This is a genomic window from Novispirillum itersonii subsp. itersonii ATCC 12639, from assembly GCF_000381985.1.
In the GTDB taxonomy this organism is placed as follows: domain Bacteria; phylum Pseudomonadota; class Alphaproteobacteria; order Rhodospirillales; family Rhodospirillaceae; genus Novispirillum; species Novispirillum itersonii.
On record NZ_KB907339.1, the window covers coordinates 228,799 to 247,420 of the forward strand.

Annotated in this window: 14 protein-coding genes; 6 read left to right on the plus strand and 8 right to left on the minus strand. The window is 63.2% G+C overall.

The features are described from left to right. Window positions 1-535: 535 nt before the first annotated feature. Window positions 536-1,708 (plus strand): ribonuclease D, encoded by a 1,173-nt coding sequence (rnd, locus tag G365_RS0106725; RefSeq protein WP_019644743.1) that lies wholly within the window; start codon window positions 536-538, stop codon window positions 1,706-1,708. Between the two features lie 113 nt (window positions 1,709-1,821). On the opposite strand, the gene G365_RS0106730 is transcribed toward rnd, so the two are convergent. Continuing rightward, window positions 1,822-3,309, minus strand: coding sequence for a Ppx/GppA family phosphatase (locus G365_RS0106730; RefSeq protein WP_019644744.1), 1,488 nt, complete (start codon window positions 3,307-3,309; stop codon window positions 1,822-1,824). A gap of 180 nt (window positions 3,310-3,489) precedes the next feature. Continuing rightward, window positions 3,490-5,643: an RNA degradosome polyphosphate kinase gene (locus tag G365_RS0106735; protein ID WP_026345156.1), complete on the minus strand. Its 2,154-nt coding sequence runs from the start codon at window positions 5,641-5,643 to the stop codon at window positions 3,490-3,492. 443 nt (window positions 5,644-6,086) lie between these two features. Here G365_RS0106735 and G365_RS0106740 point away from each other — a divergent pair, with 443 nt between their 5' ends. Then, a complete protein-coding gene (locus tag G365_RS0106740) occupies window positions 6,087-6,602 on the plus strand; it encodes a SixA phosphatase family protein (protein ID WP_019644746.1) in 516 nt (171 codons plus the stop codon). Between the two features lie 81 nt (window positions 6,603-6,683). Here G365_RS0106740 and sppA read toward each other — a convergent pair whose 3' ends face one another. Both sppA and G365_RS24090 read right to left on the minus strand, forming a co-directional pair. Beyond that, window positions 6,684-8,474 (minus strand): signal peptide peptidase SppA, encoded by a 1,791-nt coding sequence (gene sppA / locus G365_RS20630; protein WP_019644747.1) that lies wholly within the window; start codon window positions 8,472-8,474, stop codon window positions 6,684-6,686. A gap of 47 nt (window positions 8,475-8,521) precedes the next feature. Next, window positions 8,522-8,848 (minus strand): rhodanese-like domain-containing protein, encoded by a 327-nt coding sequence (locus G365_RS24090; RefSeq protein WP_019644748.1) that lies wholly within the window; start codon window positions 8,846-8,848, stop codon window positions 8,522-8,524. 336 nt (window positions 8,849-9,184) lie between these two features. Here G365_RS24090 and corA point away from each other — a divergent pair, with 336 nt between their 5' ends. The 3 genes from corA (at window position 9,185) to thiD (ending at window position 12,487) form a co-directional block, all read left to right on the plus strand. Further along, on the plus strand, window positions 9,185-10,183 hold the full coding sequence (corA, locus tag G365_RS0106760; protein ID WP_019644750.1) for a magnesium/cobalt transporter CorA: 999 nt from the start codon (window positions 9,185-9,187) through the stop codon (window positions 10,181-10,183). 116 nt (window positions 10,184-10,299) lie between these two features. Further along, window positions 10,300-11,670, plus strand: coding sequence for a phosphoglucosamine mutase (glmM, locus tag G365_RS0106765; RefSeq protein WP_019644751.1), 1,371 nt, complete (start codon window positions 10,300-10,302; stop codon window positions 11,668-11,670). 4 nt (window positions 11,671-11,674) lie between these two features. Then, complete coding sequence (gene thiD / locus G365_RS0106770; protein ID WP_019644752.1) at window positions 11,675-12,487, plus strand: bifunctional hydroxymethylpyrimidine kinase/phosphomethylpyrimidine kinase; 813 nt, start codon at window positions 11,675-11,677, stop codon at window positions 12,485-12,487. Here the strand turns inward: thiD and folE are convergent, their stop codons facing one another. Then, window positions 12,488-12,970 carry a GTP cyclohydrolase I gene (gene folE / locus G365_RS20635; RefSeq protein ID WP_019644753.1) on the minus strand — a complete coding sequence of 161 codons (483 nt, stop codon included), beginning with the start codon at window positions 12,968-12,970 and terminating at the stop codon, window positions 12,488-12,490. It lies immediately after the preceding gene. Between the two features lie 243 nt (window positions 12,971-13,213). Between folE and G365_RS0106780 the strand changes: the two genes are divergently transcribed. Continuing rightward, window positions 13,214-13,981, plus strand: a complete 768-nt coding sequence (locus G365_RS0106780) for a substrate-binding periplasmic protein (RefSeq protein WP_019644754.1) — start codon at window positions 13,214-13,216, stop codon at window positions 13,979-13,981. Window positions 13,982-14,015: 34 nt separating this feature from the next. Here G365_RS0106780 and G365_RS0106785 read toward each other — a convergent pair whose 3' ends face one another. The 3 genes from G365_RS0106785 to G365_RS0106795 all read right to left on the minus strand — a co-directional run bounded on the left by G365_RS0106785 (window position 14,016) and on the right by G365_RS0106795 (window position 18,514). After that, entirely contained in the window at window positions 14,016-14,708 is a 693-nt protein-coding gene (locus G365_RS0106785) for a hypothetical protein (protein WP_026345157.1), read from the minus strand. A 95-nt stretch (window positions 14,709-14,803) separates the two neighbouring features. After that, entirely contained in the window at window positions 14,804-16,501 is a 1,698-nt protein-coding gene (locus G365_RS0106790; RefSeq protein ID WP_019644756.1) for a methyl-accepting chemotaxis protein, read from the minus strand. A 315-nt stretch (window positions 16,502-16,816) separates the two neighbouring features. Then, the gene (locus tag G365_RS0106795; RefSeq protein WP_051089855.1) at window positions 16,817-18,514 is read right to left on the minus strand and encodes a methyl-accepting chemotaxis protein; all 1,698 of its coding nucleotides are present in this window, start codon (window positions 18,512-18,514) and stop codon (window positions 16,817-16,819) included. Between the last annotated feature and the right edge of the window lie 108 nt (window positions 18,515-18,622).

The following is an 18,622-nucleotide window of genomic DNA, read 5'->3' on the forward strand; positions in this document are numbered from 1 at the left end:
AAGGTCGTTTTTGGTTCCCCTCTTCCCTGCACCGGTTGCTCCGGCTTTGCCGGTTATTTTGTTACGTTCGCAACGGTCTGGCCGTTGCTGCCGTCACTATACGACCGGGTTACGCAGGGTAGGTGAAGTGGATACTAACCCGGGATGAGGCGTTATGAAATCTCGATTGCATGTTTTTTTCTGAAATATAATTACAACATTCGTATAAAAATCGAATAATCTCTTATATTTTGTAATAAAATTACAACTCCCCTTCTGTTGCACATGCGAATTTGATCAAACGGTCAGCTTTATGCTGGTTTGTCCCCTGAATGCCGCAGAATGGCTGGGGTTCTGTCCTGTGGTGGGGCCGGACAGAATATTGCGTGTCGATCATATAGGTCAGGTATCCTGCCGTACTGCTTTTGTGCTCCGCGAAATCTTCCGTCGCGGGGCTGATGACTTAATTTGAGGGCTGGCTGTAGCACCATGGCTTTTCTGTGGTCGGCCTTCAGCCCGGCTTGCGTGGTTTTCACAGTCGCGGTATATCAACGCCATGACTCTGTCCGATCTTCTCATCACCGACACCGACGCCCTGAAGGCCTTCTGCGACCGCCAGAAGGGGGTGCCGTTTGTCACCGTCGATACCGAGTTTCTGCGGGAAAAGACGTTCTGGCCTCAGGTGTGCCTGATTCAGGTCGGCGGCCCGCAGGAAGCGGTTTGCATTGATCCGCTGGCGGAAGGGCTGGACCTGACCCCGCTGTTTGGCCTGATGCGTGACCGGTCGATTCTCAAGGTTTTCCATGCCGCCCGGCAGGATCTTGAGATTTTTCATAACCTGATGGGGGATATTCCCGCCCCGCTGTTCGACACACAGGTCGCGGCGATGGTGTGCGGGTTTGGCGACTCCGTCGGCTATGAGACGCTGGTCAACAAGCTGGCCAAGGCGCATATCGACAAGTCGATGCGCTTTACGGACTGGGCCCGCCGCCCGCTGAGCGATCAGCAGGTGCGCTATGCCCTGTCAGATGTGACCCATCTGCGGCTGGTCTATGAAAAGCTGGCGCGCCGTCTGGAAAGCACCGGCCGGGCCGACTGGCTGAACGAGGAAATGGCCTTCCTGACCGACACCGCCAACTACCGGGTTGACCCGATGGAGGCATGGCGCCGGATCAAGACCCGCACCAAGACTCCGCGCTTCCTTGGCATCGTCAAGGCGCTGGCGGAGTGGCGCGAGGTGGAAGCCCAGACCCGGGATATTCCCCGGCAGCGGATGCTGCGCGACGAGACCCTGCTGGAAATCGCCGCCCACGCCCCGACCACGGCGGAGCAGCTGGAGCGGACCCGGGGCTTCTCCAAGGGGCAGGCGGAAGGCCGGATGGGGCAGGCTATCCTTGACGCGGTGGCCCGTGGCAAGCAGATGCCGATGGAAGACCTGCCGGAACCGCAGGACCGGAAGGAAATTCCGGCCGGTGTCGGCCCGATCACCGATCTGCTGAAAGTGCTGCTGAAGATGCGCTGCGAAGAGCATGACGTGGCGCAGAAGCTGGTGGCCTCCAGCGAGGATCTGGAAGCGATCGCCATGGACGACAACGCCGACGTGATGGCGATGAAGGGCTGGCGGCGTGAGATTTTCGGTGATGATGCCATTGCCCTGAAATATGGCCGTCTTGCCCTATGCCTGTCGAAGGATGGCAAGCGGGTCGAAGCGGTCGAGATTGAAGACTGAGCCGGGGCTTCTTCGCTTCTGAAACAACAAACAGGCCGCTGATCCCTTTGGGCAGCGGCCTGTTTGTTTTGTGCCCCGCCCGCGAGTTTGGCGCGGGCAGGGCGTTGACCGGATCAGACGGTGACGATTTTCGGGGTCAGCCCCAGTTCAGATGCCAGCCGCTCAAAGCGCTTGCCGAACAGCTCGGGGTAATAAATCGGGTCTCCGGCAGGCAGGCCGAGCATCAGGGTGGTCTCGCCGCGTTCCAGCCGGGTGCGCGCCAGCAGGCCGGGTGCCCCGCCGCTGATGGTATGACCGAGGCGCAGGGCGGCGCCGATGGTTCTGACCCGGCGGATGCGGTCGGCGGTCAGCAGGGCGGAGGCTTTGCCAACCAGCGGCACTTCTTCTTCGCTGCTGTAGCGGTGATAGACGGCCAGCGCCAGACCGGCGCGGTCGGTATGGTTCAGCCCCATGAACGGGAGTCGCAGCACTTTCAGGAAAGCCTGTTCGGCCCGGTAGTCGGGGTGTTCATCCCAGAAAATATCACCGAGCAGACAGGCGGCGCTGCGCAGGCGGGCCAGATGCGGGGTTTCGTCGGGGAACAGCGGGCTCATCCATTCCATCAGCTCCCGCCCGTGTTCGGGGAAGCGCCCGGCAGCCCGGGCCCATTCGGTGGCGGCTGACAGCAGCGGGTCGCCATCCCGCATCGCTTCCGGCAGGGACAGATAAAACTGTCCTTCCCGCATCCCGTAGACCGAGAACACCAGCGCTTCCGGTTCGGCCTTGCGCAGCAGCACTTCCAGCAGCTGGGCAGCCAGCGGAAGCTGTGGGGCACGGCGGCGGGAAACGCCTTTCATCTTCTCCAGGCTGCGCACCGGCTGGCGGCTGATCTGGCCGATCAGCTTCAGGGCCTGCGCGTAGGGCAGGGTAAAGTTGTCCAGCACATGAATCGGGTAATCAAGCTGGGCGATAATCGCCTGCGCCAGGGTGCGCCACGACCCGCCGACCGCGTACAGGTGCCGCCCCCGGGCTTTGGGCAGGAAGGTCACCTTCTTCAGGCGGTCTTCCATCATGTCCTGTGCCCGCTGCCGCAGACCGTGGGAGTTTTCCAGCAGGCGCAGCACGCCCAGCGGGACGGTGGTGAAATCACCGATCTCCATCCCGGATACCATCACCAGCTCCAGCGATCCGCCGCCCAGATCGCAGACGATCCCGTCGGCGTCGGGCATGGAGCACAGCACCCCGAAGGCGGCGCGGCGGGCTTCTTCCTCGCCGGACAGCAGGGCGATGGTGATGCCGGTGCGGCGTTCCACTTCCTGCAGGAAGGCGGGGCCGTCCTCGGCATCGCGGCAGGCTGCGGTTGCCAGCACGTCCAGCCGTTCCACCTTCATTGCCCGGGCCAGATGGACGAAGCGCTCAATCGCCGCCAGTGCCATCGGGACCCCGTCGGGATTCAGGCGGCCGGTGCTTTCCAGCCCCGCCCCCAGCGCGCAGGTGGCTTTTTCGTTAAACAGGGCCAGCGGTGTCCGGTGCAGGCCGTCATAGACAACCAGACGGATGGTGTTGGACCCGATATCGAGAACGCCGATCGGTTTGCGGTGGTTGGGGGATAGAAGGGTCATGGCCGAGGGATCTCTCCGGCAGAAAGCAGCAGAAAGCGAATTGGCCTAAAGTCTTATCAGATTTCAGCGCCGTGCCGCCAGCAGAAGCAGCGGTCTCTGGAGTCGCTTTAAACGGTACCGGCGGCGGATCTGCGGGAAGGCAGTCCCGCCGCCGGTTGTCCGGGGTCGGTGGCGCGGGGGTCAGTCGCGCAGCAGATAGGCCAGTTTCGGCACTTTCTTCAGCTGATGCTGCAGGGCGCTGCCCCGGCCCGACAGCGACGGATTGGTCATGAAGTAGACATGGGCGGAGAAAGCCCGCTCATCGCACTGTACCCGCCGGAAGGTGCCGTCAGGCTGCAGGTACCAGCTCTGTGCCTCGTCCTTCATGTTGGCGACCATGATCTGGTCCAGCACCTGAGCGTGCACGGTCGGGTTTTCGATCGGCACCAGATGTTCGACGCGGTGGATCAGGTTGCGCGGCATCCAGTCAGCGGAAGACATGTAGACCTTGGCCTGACGGCCCGGCAACTTGCCGCCGTTGGCAAATACGATGATGCGGGAATGCTCAAGGAAGCGCCCGATCACCGACTTGACGCGGATGTTCTCGCTCAGCCCCGGCACGCCGGGCCGCAGGCAGCAGATGCCCCGGATCACCAGATCAATCTGCACCCCGGCGCACGACGCGACGTACAGCTTGTCGATCACCACCTCATCCACCAGCGAATTCATCTTTGCCCAGATGGCGGCGGGTTTACCGGCCTTGGCGTTGGCGATTTCGTCGTCAATCAGGCCCAGCAGGCGGTCGCGCAGGCCCAGCGGAGCGATCGCCAGCTTGTCCATATGTTCCGGCTTGGCATAGCCGGTCATGAAGTTGAAGGCCTTCAGGGCATCCAGACACAGCTGACGGTCGGCCGAGAAGAAGCTGAGATCGGTGTAGATCTTGGCGGTGATCGGGTGATAGTTGCCGGTGCCGAAATGCACGTAAGACCGCAGCTCGGCTCCTTCCCGCCGGGTGACCAGACTGATCTTGGCATGGGTTTTCAGGTCAATGAAGCCATAGACCACATTCACCCCGGCCCGTTCCAGATCCCGGGCCCACTGGATGTTGGCCTCTTCATCAAAGCGGGCCTTCAGTTCCACCATGGCGGTGACGGATTTGCCGTTTTCCGCCGCTTCGATCAGGGCGGCGACAATCGGGCTGCCTTTCGAGGTCCGGTACAGGGTCTGTTTGATCGACATCACCTGCGGGTCACGGGCGGCCTGTCGCAGGAACTGCACCACCACGTCGAACGATTCATAGGGGTGATGGACGATGATGTCCTTCTGGCGGATCGCGGCGAAGCAGTCACCGCCGAAATCGCGGATACGTTCCGGGAAGCGGATGTTAAACGGCACGAACTGCAGGTCCGGCCGTTCGTCGGTGATCAGCTTGCGGGTGTCGGCCATGCCGATCAGCCCTTCAATGCGGAACACGTCTTCCGGGGCGACATGCATCTCATCACAGATGATCTTGAACAGGTCATCCGGCATGTCGGCATTCAGGGTCAGGCGGATGCAGTGGCCGCGGCGGCGGCGCTTCAGTGCGCTTTCAAACGACTGCACCAGATCCTGCGCCTCTTCGTCGATTTCCATTTCGGAGTCGCGGATGACGCGGAAGTGACCGGTCTTGACCACATCAAAACCGGGGAACAGGTGATCGAGGAACAGCTTGACCGATTCTTCCAGCGGCAGGAACCGCAGGTCATCCCCCGGCAGACGCAGGAAGCGGTCCAGCCCCGGCGGCAGCGGCACCAGGGCCTGCAGCGGCTCCTGATCAGTGCGGCGGGTCAGATGCAGGATCAGCGCGTGGGCCAGATTGGGGATGAAGGGGAACGGGTGGGCCGGGTCAATCGCCAGCGGGGTCAGCACCGGGAAGATCAGGTCCATGAAGTGGCGTTCCAGCCACGCCTTATCCTGTTCGGTCAGCTGCGGTACCGTCACCACATGGATGCCGTTGGCATCCAGTTCCTTACACAGATCGTTCCATACCCGGCTCTGCTGTTCAATCAGCTGGCGGGCCTGCTTGTTGATGGCGTCCAGCTGCTGGGCCGGGGTCAGGCCGTCATGGCTGCGGCTGGTCACACCGGCGTGGACCTGCCCCTTCAGCCCGGCGACACGCACCATGTAGAATTCATCAAGGTTCGATGCCGAGATCGACAGAAAGCGCAGACGCTCCAGCAGCGGGTGGCGGCGGTTCTCCGATTCTTCCAGCACGCGGGTGTTGAACGCCAGCCACGACTGTTCCCGGTTGATGAACCGGTCGGGGCTGGTGGCGGTGATCGGCGGTGCGGAAGAAGGGGCGACGGCGGCGGTCATGACGGAATCCTGCTGTAAAGGGGGTGTGGAACGGGGCTCTTCTGCCGCCTTCGTGGTCACGGTCCCACCGGTGGTTCCGGCGGCGGCTCCGGCCTTGGTCCGGGCGACGGCGCGCCCGGAGTGGGTCCGGGACCGGGGGCCGGGCTTGGCGCCGGACTGCCGGGGGGATCGGGTCGAAGGGGTGTCGGTCATTGAACCTGCTCCGCGTAAGAGGTGATGCCGCAAACCACGGTCGGAATATCATGAAATTTCCGTGTCAGTTCAACGCGGGGTCGCGCTGGCACAGCTCTATCAATAAACTACGGCTTCCCCGGCCCGTCCACAGGGAACACTTACGGCGGGCAGGGGAATTCGGTGCCCCTGCGGTTTGCCCGCAGCGCCGACCGGGGGCAGGCACCCGGTTTTCCCGTACCCCATCAAGCTCAAGGCAGGAGCCCGGCCCGATGAAGCAGCTGTACCTGATGCGTCATGCGAAATCCGAATGGGATGACCCGGATCTGGATGACCATGACCGCCCGCTGTCCCCGCGGGGGGAACGGGCCGCGCCGCTGATGGCCGGTCATCTGAAAAGCCGGTCGATTCAGCCGGGGCTGATTCTCTGCTCCACCGCCCGGCGGACCCGCGAGACCCTCGGGTTTCTGACCCCGGCGCTGGATGGGGTGCCGGTACAGTTTGAGCGGCAGGTCTACACCTTTAATCCCGACAGCCTGTTTGACCGCCTGCGCCTGCTGGATGACAGCCTGAAAGCGGTGATGGTGGTCGGCCATAATCCGGCCCTGCAGGATCTGACCCTGATGCTGACGGAAGGGCAGACGGTGACCGCCGCCCGTACGGCGCTGGAGGATAAGTTCCCGACAGCGGCCTATGCCGAGCTGGATCTGGATATCGGCAGCTGGCGGGATCTGGCTACCGGCTGCGGGCGTCTGGCCCATTTCACCCGGCCCCGTGATCTGGCCTGAGCGGTCAGGCGCGCAGCATAAAGAAAGGGGGGGAGGGCCCTGTGGCCTTCCCCCCATTTTTGTAGAACCGCACTCCCCCGGTCAGGGCCGGGGGGCGGTGCTGATTCCGGGCAGGCCAGGGGCCAGCACGCTGTTGCCGCGCGGGTCAGCGGTGGCGCTGATCTGTTCCGCCACGCCGAGGACCGGCGCCAGCACCGCCTGAAGGCGGCTGAGGGAGGACAGCAGGCCCGGCAGTTTACCGCCCAGCAGGGTTTGCAACAGGGCTTCCAGCCCGCTCGGCGGGGTCGGGTAGGCAACCAGAGAAACGGGGGCATCTTCGGCGATCCCGGCTTCTGACCGCGCCAGTGTGACCGCGGTGGAGAAATCGCCCAGTTCGTCCACCAGCCCGATGGCTTTGGCATCGCTGCCGGTCCAGATGCGGCCACGGGCGACCTGATCCATCTGGGCAGCGGTCAGGCTGCGGTTGGCGGCGGCCTTGCCGGTGAAGTCGGCATAGATGGTGTCGAGCATACGGTCAAACCACTGCCGTTCCGCCGGGGTGAAGGTGCGGTTGGGGCTCCACAGGGTTGCATTGGGGCTGGTCTGCACCGTTTCCCAATGGATGCCGAGTTTTGCCCACAGATCCGTCAGCACCGGCTTACCGGCAAACACCCCGATGGACCCGGTGATGGTGCCCGGCTGGGCGACAATTTTGCGGGCTGGCATGGCGATGAAATATCCGCCGGAGGCAGCGACATCGCCCAGCGTGGCAATCACCGGCAGGCGCTTGTCACGGGCGCGCATCAGTTCCCGCCAGATACTGTCAGCGGCAATGTAATCACCGCCGGGGCTGTTGACCCGCAGCACGATGGCCTTGACCTTGGGATCGTTGATGGCATCGCGGATTGCTTCTGCCGTGGTATCGGACCCGATGGAGGAGTACAGGCCGCTGCCGTCGATATCGCTCGGGCCCCGGTGCACGTTGCCCTCAGCTTCGATCACGGCGATCACGGTGCCATTCGGTTTGCCGGGTTTCGGCTGGGCGGCGGCATAATCCTCCAGCGTGGTGTGCGACCGGGTCCCGGCGGCTTCTTCCACGGCGGTCAGCAGTTCATCCCAATAGCCGGTGGCATCGACCAGACCGGCGGTCCGGGCTTCCGCCGCAAACATCGGCGGGTGCTGCATCATGGCGTTGATCTTGGCTTTGTCGAGTTTGCGGTCGGCGGCGACCGCCTCAATCACCTGCATCTGCCACGACTGGAACAGCCGCTCGAACGAAGCCCGCTGCGGCGCGCTCATGTCATTGCGGATCAGGCTGTCCATCGCATTCTTGTATTCCCACCGCTGCCCGAATTCAGCCGTGATGCCAAGATCGGTCAGTGCCTTGTGGGCGAAGGGGATTTCCGCCTGAAAACCGTTCAGGCCCAGCATGCCGGACGGCTGGATCCAGATTTTCTCAAAGGCGGACGCCAGATAATAGTTGGACGGGCTGCCACCCATGTCACCAAGGGAATCCGCATAGGCAAAGGTCGGCTTGCCAGCCGCCCGCAGCCGGGCGACGGCGGACCGCAGCTCCTGCGCCTGTGCCATCGGCCGGTCGCCGGAGCCGAAACGGCCGATCACCCCTTTGATGCTGTCATCCGCCGCGGCGGCATCCAGTGCCTCGATCACGGACCGCAGGGTCGGCTGCGACTGCAGCGGGCCGCCGCTGCTGCCGTGGCCCCCGTCCCGGAACGCAGTGGTGAAGTCCACCACCAGAACGGTGGAATCCGGCACATCCGGGTGGGACGGGCCAAAGGAGGTCACGACATTCCACGCCACCACCGCCAGCGCCAGAGCCAGAGCCCCCAGCACGGACAGGACAGCGAGAATGATTTTGCCAAACAGGCGCATAACAAAGCGTCTCCGCTACGGAACGGGGGTACGGAACGGATCTGGGGTCAGCGTACCACGGGGTAACCGGCGTCAGCCCACGCCAGAATACCACCGGCCAGATTGTAGCCGGTGACAATCCCGTCATTGGCCAGATGGGACGCGACGGTCATCGACCGCTTGCCCGACCGGCACATGAACACCACGGTGGCATCGGGCTCTTCCGGCAGGGCGGTGACATCAAAGGCCGACATCGGGTTCAGCACCGCTTCGGCAACATGGCCCTGATCCCACTCATTCTGTTCGCGCACGTCGATCAGATGGAAGGACTTACCGTCAGCCAGCCACTGGTGCAGCTGCTCGACGCTGATTTCTTCGACGGAAGGAAGGGACATCTCGGCACCTTTCCGAAAAATCTGGCCCCGGGTGGGCGGGGCGGATTGGGGGTTTCCCCGGATCTGAGTTTCAATGACTGATAAGGGGAGGCGGCGGGGGGCGCAAGCGCCTTCCGGTGTTTTGCGGGCTTTTCCTGCCGGAATCGACCTTATCTCTGCTCTCTGCTGAAAAAACGGGAATGACGTCGCCGTCATCATTCTGCCACATCAGGATGGGTATTCAGGCGCGGCAAGGCGCGGTATATGAGGGGCAGCACACAGCCGCTGACCCCGGCGGCGGTGCGGCGGCCCGAGGGGCCGCAGAGATGGTTGACCGACAGACAGCGGGGAGACGGCATGCTGACGGTTTACGTGCCCGGTCCGAACGGACTGTTGCCCTATGCTCCGGTACCCGGCACCCCGGTGCCGCCGGAAGCGGTATGGATTGACCTGTACCAGCCTGCGCTGGCCGAAGTGCAGCGGGTGGAGCAGGCCCTTGATCTGGCCCTGCCGACACGGGAAGAGATGCAGGAGATCGAGGTCTCCAGCCGCCTGTATCAGGAAGACGGCGCCCTGTTCATGACAGCGGTGGTGCTGGTGCAGTCCGATACCGAACACCCGGAAACCACGGCGGTGACCTTTGTGCTGAAGGGGGACCATCTGGTGACGGTCCGCCATGCCGAGCCCAAGCCGTTCCGGCAGTTTATCACCCGCGCCAGCCGTCACAGCGCCCTGAAGCGCGGGGATCAGGTGCTCAATGGCCTGCTGGAGGCGGTGATCGAGCGGGCCGCCGATATTCTGGAACGGGTCACCACCCGGGTTGATGCCCTGTCGATGGAAGTGTTCATGCGTTCCGGCTCTGCGGCGTCTGGCAAGGCCGTGTCGGGGAAGACCGTGAAGGAGTTCCGCGATTTTCAGGAAATCCTGTCGGAAGTGGGGAAGACCGGCGATGTCGCCTCCCGCGCGCGGGAAAGTCTGATGTCCATCGGTCGTCTGCTGGCGTTCCTCGGTCAGGGGCTGCCCAAGCAGGCGAAAGACCCCAAGGCACAGGTCAAGGTGCTGTGGCGGGACGTGCAGAGCCTGCTCGACCACGCCAATTTCGTCGCCGGAAAGATCACCTTTCTGCTGGATGCGACCCTTGGCATGGTCAACATTGAACAGAACGCCATCATTAAGATTTTCTCGGTGGTGTCGGTGGTGTTCCTGCCGCCGACACTGGTTGCCAGCATGTACGGGATGAACTTCAAAATCATCCCGGAACTGGAATGGACCTTCGGCTATCCATGGGCGCTGTGCCTGATGGTGGTGTCGGCGGTGGCACCGTTCCTGTATTTCAAGCGCCGGGGCTGGCTGTGACGGGGCTGATTTTTTCTGTCCCGTCCGGGGCGGTGCCTCTGGTATTGTCCGCCCCCTGACCGCGCCGGAACCCCGGCACAATATAGCTGACAGAGTTTGACGGAGTTTACCCGAGCATGAGCGGACGCAAGTATTTCGGCACCGATGGGGTGCGCGGCACCGCCAACACTGACCCGATGACCGCAGAGACCGCCCTGAAGGTGGGGATGGCCGCCGGACGGGTGTTCACCCGGGGGACCCACCGCCATACCGTGGTGATCGGCAAGGATACCCGGCTGTCGGGCTATATGATTGAACCGGCTCTGGTGGCGGGCTTTATCTCTGTCGGGATGGATGTGGTGCTGGTCGGGCCGCTGCCGACCCCGGCGGTGGCGATGCTGACCCGGTCGCTGCGGGCTGATCTGGGGGTGATGATTTCCGCCTCGCACAATCCATATCAGGATAATGGCATCAAACTGTTCGGCCCGGATGGCTTTAAGCTGTCGGACGAGGTCGAGGCCGAGATCGAACACCTGATGGACAATGGCCTGAAGGCGGCGCTGGCTGATCCGTCGCATCTGGGCCGGGCCCGGCGCATTGATGATGCGTCCGGCCGCTATGTCGAGGCCGCCAAGCAGACCTTCCCGCGGGGGCTGCGTCTGGACGGGCTGAAAGTGGTGCTCGATTGTGCCAACGGCGCTGCCTATAAGGTGGCACCGGCAGTCCTGTGGGAGCTGGGGGCCGATGTCGTCAAGATCGGCGTCACCCCGGATGGTACCAACATCAACGCCGGTGTCGGCTCGCAGCACCCCGAGGCCCTGAAGGCCGCCGTTCTCGCCAATAAGGCCGATATCGGCATTGCGCTGGACGGGGATGCTGACCGGGTGGTGCTGTGTGATGAGCGTGGCAATCTGGTCGATGGCGATCAGGTGCTGGGGCTGATTGCCCGCGCCCTGAAGCGCCGGGGGCAGCTGGCCGGCAATACGGTGGTTGCCACTGTGATGTCTAACCTTGGCCTTGAAACTTTCCTGCGCCGCGAGGGCATCGCGCTGGAACGCACGGCGGTCGGTGACCGCTATGTGGTTGAGCGGATGCGGGAAGGTGGCTTCAATCTTGGCGGTGAACAGTCCGGCCATGTGGTGATCGGGGATCACGCGACCACCGGTGACGGTCTGGTTGCTGCTCTGCAGGTGCTGGCCGAACTGGTGCAGAGTGGCAAACCGGCCAGTGACATCCTGACCGTGTTCACCCCGTGCCCGCAGCGTCTTAAAAATGTGCGGGTAAAGGATAAGGCACTGGCGACGGCCCTGCTGACTCTGCCCGCCGTGACCGATGCGGTGGCAGAGTGGGAGAACCGGCTGAAGGGGCAGGGGCGGATTCTGCTGCGTAAGTCCGGCACCGAGCCGCTGGTGCGGGTGATGGCGGAAGCCACTGATCCGGCGATGGTCGATGCGATTGTCGAGGATCTGTGCGCCACCATCGAAGGCATCGCCGCAGCACAGGGGTAAAGCCATGACGCAGACTCGCGGACGGGTGTTGATCATCGCCGGGTCGGATTCCGGCGGTGGGGCGGGGATTCAGGCCGATATCAAGGCGGTGACCTGCCTGGGTGGCTTTGCGATGACGGCAATCACCGCCCTGACGGCCCAGAATACGCAGGGGGTCTTTGGTATCCATGCGGTGCCGGAAGAGTTCGTGCGGGAGCAGATCCGTGTGGTGATGCAGGATCTGGGGGCGGATTGCCTGAAGATCGGGATGCTGGCAACAGCGGGGATCATCCGCTGTGTCCGGCAGGCGATTGACGATTTTGCCCCCACAGTGCCGCTGGTGCTTGATCCGGTTATGGTCGCCAAGGGGGGCCATCCGCTGCTGGAGCCGGACGCTGTTGACGCCCTGAAGGCCTGTCTCGCGCCCCGGGCGACCGTCATCACCCCCAATCTGCCGGAGGCCGGGGTGCTGACCGGCCTGACCCTGTCGACCGAGCCCGATATGCGGGCAGCCGTGGCCCCGCTGCGGGCGCTGGGGGCGCAGGCGGTGCTGCTGAAGGGCGGCCATCTGGACGGCGAAGCCCTGCTGGATCTGCTGGTGGAGCCATCCGGCCAGACCGAATACCGCGACAGCCGCCTGCACACGGCCCACACCCACGGGACCGGCTGCACGCTGGCCTCGGCGATTGCCGCCGGGGTGGCACAGGGCCTGCCGCTGGAGCGGGCGGTGGCCCGCGCCCGGGCCTATGTGCGGGTGGCGATTGAGACCGCGCCGGGTCTGGGGACCGGGCATGGCCCTCTGAACCATGCCCATACGGTGGTGGCCCCGGCAGGCTGATCACAGACGGAACAGAGACAGAATTTCCTGACGGGCGGCGCTGTCGGTCTGGTAGATCCCGCGTGCCTCAAGGGTGATGGTGTCGGCCTCCAGTGCGTCGGCGATTTCCCGCGTTAACCGCTCCTGACTTTGCAGCTGGGCTGACAGGGCCTGTACCGCACGGGCGATTTTTGACAATCCGAGAATCCAGTCACCGGGGCGGTATGCGACGTGGATCACCCCTTCCATCGGCAACATGTGATGTTCACAGTGACTGTACAGCGTCAGGTTCCGCAGCAGCACCGGCCCGGTATGGCGCGGGGTGTTGGGTTCCATCGCGGAGTGCAGCAGCGACAGGGGGTTGTCACTGTATCCTGATAAGAAGCTGGCGTGAGCGCGCGCCGCCCGCTCCGGGGTGTCGCGGAGATCACGGCGCTGGGGGTCGTCGCCGCTGGCGTCAAGCAGGGCGCGGTACGCATCGGGGGGGAGCTGGGGGCTGGGCATGATGAGGTTCCGTTATGTTATAACATATCATTAACGGCATCGTGCGACTCTGGCAAGGACCGGAATCAACAGAAACAGGGCTCTATCCGGGCAAGAAGGACTATTCGCAGACCGGCCCGGCCAGACTACTGTGAACGGAATACGCCCCGGCAGGCAGCCGACGGACATCAGGGATGTGCCGTCAGGCCGCAAGCGCGGACGGTGGCCGTTATGGTCGTGTGGTCTGGTATGGAGTGGTCAGGAATGGTGCAGAAACATGCCCTTGTGGCGTTGTGCCAGAGCGCCGTTGCCCTGCTGCTGATCATGGCCTGTACTGCCGCGCCGGTGCGGGCGGCCCAGCTTGCCTGTCCTGATTTCGCCCCGTTTAAGATGGCGGGAATGGCCGGTCAGCGCCCGGGAATTGATATCGAGGTTCTGCAGGCGGTGTTCAGCCGGATCGGTGAGCCGGTGACATTTTTGCCGATGCCATGGAAGCGGGCGCTGGAGCAGGCAAGGGCGGGGCGGGTAGACGGGCTGTGCGGATGCTCTTATCTGCCGGAGCGGGAGAATGAATTCCTGTTTTCCGATAAGCTTGGCTACCATCATCAGGGATTGTTCAGCCCGGCGGAAGCGCCGTTGCCGCCGGGGACCCGGTTGGCTGATCTGGCGGCAAGGCCTGACGGGCGCCCGGTGGGCGTGGTGCGCGGCTATACTCTGGAAAATCAGCTGTCCGGGGCAGGGGTGGCGGTACTGAACGTGGTGGATGATGCGCAGCTGGTCCGCGTTCTGGCCAATAACCGGGTTGACGCGGTCTATGCGTTCCGTGATGTGCTGCGCTTTTATGAAAAGGCGGAAGGACTGGGGGAAACGTTTGTTTACACCCCGGTCGGGCGGGAGCCCTATTTTGTCTGCCTGTCGCGGGCGGCACCGGGGGCAGAGGCTCTTCTGGGCCGGATCAACCGTGGTCTGGCGACGGTGCGGGCCGACGGCACCTATGACCGGATCTGGCAGAGTTACGGTGCGCAGCCCTGATTGTGCGGGGCTTTAAGGCGGGCAGGGGGCAGATCTATGCCGCCATCGGGATGACCAGCGGCGACAGGAAAGTGTGGTCATCCTCTTCCCGCAGGGCCCGGGTCGGGCGGCCGCTGTCATCAACCAGCCCGAAGCGGTGCAGGTGCCCGAGAATTTTCAGGTAATGGGAGCGCGCCTGCGGGGTATCGACCCCTTCCAGCCAGTTCTGTTCAGCAAAGGCGCAGATGGCGGGCTGATCCAGCTCGACTTCCCAGAGGATGCCCAGCAGAGACGCCAGCGCTTCCTCCATCTCCCGCTCCACACCGAAGACGGTCATCGCGGCATCAGCCTCGCGGCGCAGGCCGGTTTCCGGCCCTGCCCCGAGCCCGAAGTCAGGGGCAGTGCGCCGTTCCGGGGCGCAGACCTGAAGATGGGCAACATCGTGGACAATCACCGACGGTTCCATCTCGACCCGCAGCAGAGAGCCGTCCCAGGTGTAGCCCCCGGTCGGCGGCTCCCATAGCACGCCCATCCCGAAGCTTTCCACCAGCGCCACCGCCTGTTCCTGATGGCGGCGGTCCTGCGACAGGGTCAATGCCTCGTCTGCGGCGTGACGCATGGTGGCGCCGATCCGGTCGAGAACGCGGCGGGCCATCGGCACCAGCGGTGACGGATCTGCCGCCAGATTCCGGTCAAACCGGGCCAGAAGGTCGGGCAGTTCAGACAGGGTGACGGGGGTCAGCATCATGGCGGTCGCACCGGGCATTGGCGAGGAAGGGGCTGTGCTACCGCAAATGCCCGGTGATGACAAGACCGTATGAAAAACATGGAAATAGACTGATTTCAGACTGCTTTGACCTGTTGCAGGAACCCGTTGATCAGGCGGCGCATTTCCGTGCTGCGTTCGTTCAGTTCCGTGGCGGCGGTCAGCACCTGTGTGGCGCAGGCCCCGGTCTCCTGCGAGGCCTGATTGACCCCGATGATGGTGTCAGACACGGTCTGGGTTCCGGTAAAAGCGTCTTCGACCGTGCGGGCAATCTCCTTGGTGGCGGTATCCTGCTGACCGACGGCGGTCGCGATTGCCACAGACTGATGGCTGAGGGAGCGGATGGCGTCAGCCATACTGCTGATAGCGGTGACGGCTGTCTGTGTTTCCGTCTGTACGTGGCTGATCTGGATGCTGATCTCACCGGTTGCTTTGGCGGTCTGGCTGGCAAGGTTTTTCACTTCGTTGGCGACAACGGCAAACCCTTTTCCGGCATCCCCGGCGCGGGCAGCCTCGATGGTGGCATTCAGGGCCAGCAGGTTGGTCTGCCCGGCAATGGCGGCGATCAGCCCGACGACGGAACTGATCTGCCCCGCAGCCTGCGCCAGGGCCTCAACCTGTCGGCTGACCCGTTCCGCCGCTTCTGTCGCGTGTTCCGCCTGCTGTGAGGAGGCTGCAACCTGACGGCTGATTTCCGCAATCGAGGAAGACAGCTCTTCGGTGGCAGCGGCGACCGTCTGTACATTGGCGCTTAACTGCCCGGAAGCGGCAGCCACACCGCTTGACTGGCGGGATGTTTCTTCGGCAATTGCTGCCATGCTCTGGGCGCTGCCCTGCAACTCCGATGCCTGTTCGTACAGGTGCCTGACCAGTTCACTGGCCTGTGAGTCAAAATCATGCGTCAGGGTTTCAATCCTGCTGGCACGGGCGGCCCGTTCTTCGGCGATGGCCCGGTCCCGGGCTTCGGCATCCCGCCGGGCGATGGCGTTTTCGCGGAAAACGGCCAGCCCGCGGGCGATGTCGCCGACCTCGTCTTTGCGGTCAGCCCCTTCGACCCTGACGGTCAGATCGCCTGCGGCAAGGGCATTCAGGGTTCTGACGCTGCGGCTGATCGGCAGGGCAATGCCGTTGCGGGCAATGTAGATGCCGAAGACGATACCGATCACCAGCCCGCCGCCCGCCGTGATGATCAGGATCAGGCGGATTGATGTCATTGTCTGCTGTGTTGACTGCACCAGTGCGGTGCCCTCGTCATCAATGGCTGTGACGAAGGTATCCAGCCGTTGCCGCATCTGCGACTGATTGCCCTGGCTGCGGCGGGCCATGTCGAGAACCGCCCGCTGCGCTGCGCTGATGTCGGTTCCCTGATTGCTAAACGCTGTCTGCAGCGTGTCATTCAGGCTTTTTTCGTAGGTGTCGTAATGGCTGTTGATCTCTCTCAGCAAGGTCTTCTGCTCTGGCCGTGCCGAGAGTTCCGCCGTAGAGAAAGCCTGCCGGATGACTTTCTTCTGGGCTTCAATCTGTTTGGAAACGGTCTCGTACTGGCTGCTGTCTGCCGCCAGCTGATATTCACTCCGGGTTAGCCGCAGAGAGGCCTTTTCGAGGGCTGCGCTGGCTTTCAGCATGGCAATTCCGGTGCTTAAGCTGCCGGTTTTGTCTTCGACAGTGGTCAGGGCCTGCAAAGCCACACCGCTGATCAGCAGCAGCAAGGCCAGCAGGATCCCCACCAGCAGGGTAACCTTGGTCAGAATACGCATGGATGACAGATGGAGCATGATCGTAGGCCTCATCCCGGGTAAGAGGGGAGGGAGCGGCTTCGTCGCGTTCAGGCTGTTTTGCGGCAACTGCCATAGCCATTAGGGTGCTACGGCAGGTTGTCTGTCATCTCATGAGGCGGAAAATGTCATTTTTGTTTCTGTTAATACATAATTGAATCTTCAAAACTCTTTTTAAGGCGCCTCCCTTTTCTTGCGGTGCACGGAAAATATGAGGGGGGAGAAAGTGCGGCATCCGTTTGTTTATGAATACTCTTTAAAGCTGCATCGCAGCCCGGAGGGAGAACTCCGGGCTGCCGGTGGCAGAAAAGGGGATCAGACGGCTTTGACCTGTTGCAGGAACCCGTTAATCAGACTCCGCATTTCGGTGCTGCGGTCGCTTAAGGTGTTGGCGGCGGTCAGCACCTGTGTGGCGCAGGCGCCGGTTTCCTGCGAGGCCTGATTAACCCCGGCAATGGTGTCGGAAACAGTCTGGGTGCCGGTGGCCGCCTCTTCGACCGTGCGGGCAATTTCGTTGGTGGCGCTGTCCTGCTGCTCGATGGCGGCGGCAATGCTGACGGACTGGTCGCTCAGGGCGCGGATGGTGGCGGCCATTTCGGCAATGGCACTGACCGCCCCCTGCGTTTCGGCCTGTACCCGCCCGATCTGCACACCGATCTGTTCCGTCGCTTTGGCGGTCTGGGTGGCGAGGGATTTGACCTCGTTGGCCACCACGGCAAACCCCTTTCCGGCATCCCCGGCGCGGGCGGCCTCGATGGTGGCATTCAGGGCCAGCAGGTTGGTCTGCCCGGCGATGGAGGTGATCAGCCCGACGACGGAGCTGATCTGCTCTGCCGCTTCCGCCAGAGACTGGACCTGACGGCTGACGTTTTCCGCCGTTACCGTCGCCTGTTCCGCCTGTTGTGACGAGGTGGTGATCTGGCGGCTGATTTCGGTGATGGAGGCGGCCAGCTCTTCGGTGGCGGCGGCGACCGTCTGCACATTGGCGGTCAGCTGCCCGGAGGCGGCGGCAACCCCGTTGGACTGACGGGATGTTTCCTCGGCGATGGCCGCCATGTTTTCGGCGCTGCCCTGCAGCTCGGACGCCTGCTCGTGCAGGTGCTCGACCAGCGCGCTGGCCTGATGGTCAAAGTTGTTGGTCAGGTCTTCAATCCGGCGGGCGCGGGCGGCCCGCTCCTCCACCGCGGCCCGCTCCCGCGCATCGGCGTCGCGCCGGGCAATGGCATTCTCGCGGAAAACGGCCAGACCCCGGGCAATATCGCCGACTTCATCTTTCCGGTCGGCCCCGGGGATGGTGACATCCAGATTGCCCGCGGCCAGTTCATTCAGGGCGGTCACGCCGCGCCCCAATGGCAGGGCAATGCCATAGCGGGCAATATACACGCCAAGAATCACCCCGATCAGCAGACCGGCGGCGGTGGAGAGGATCAGAACCATCTGCACCCGGTCAGCGGTCTGCTTGGTCGACAGGGCAATGCTGTCAGCCTCGGCGGTGATGTCGGCGGAGAACTTTTCCAGCGCCTGACGCATTGCCGTGGCATCGGCCTGACTGCTGCGGGCTTCGGCCAGCAGGCGGCGCTGCCCCTCGGCCAGCTCAATGCTGCCAAGGCCTGCGGCCAGAGTCAGGGTCGATTCAAGATTTTTTTCGTAGACCTGAAATTTTTCGTGGATGTCCTGCAGGGTCGCTTTCTGCTCGGGACGGGCGACGGCCAGTGCCTCGGTAAAGGCGGTTTCAGCCGCGGTGCGGTTGCGGGCGATATCCTTTTTGGCGGCCTCAAGCACGCTGACATCCGCCGCGATCTGGACTTCGCTGCGGGTCAGGCGGAGGACGGATTTTTCCAGCCCGTTGACCGCATCGGTCAGGCTGGCGCTGACAGTCAGCCCTTCTGTTTTGGTCCTGATTGACGACAGGGCGGTCAGGCCTATGGCGCTGACACCCAGCAAAATCGTCAGCAGGATGCCGACCAGAAGCGACACCTTTGTCAGGATGCGCATGGAGGCGAGAGAGGCCATATCCATGACTCCATAATATGTTGCAGACCTAATTTTGAAGTGCCTCAAACCATCTGCTCCCCTTTCCGGTCCACCCGGGCGCAGGGCGCGGCGGGGGATTTTCCGGCA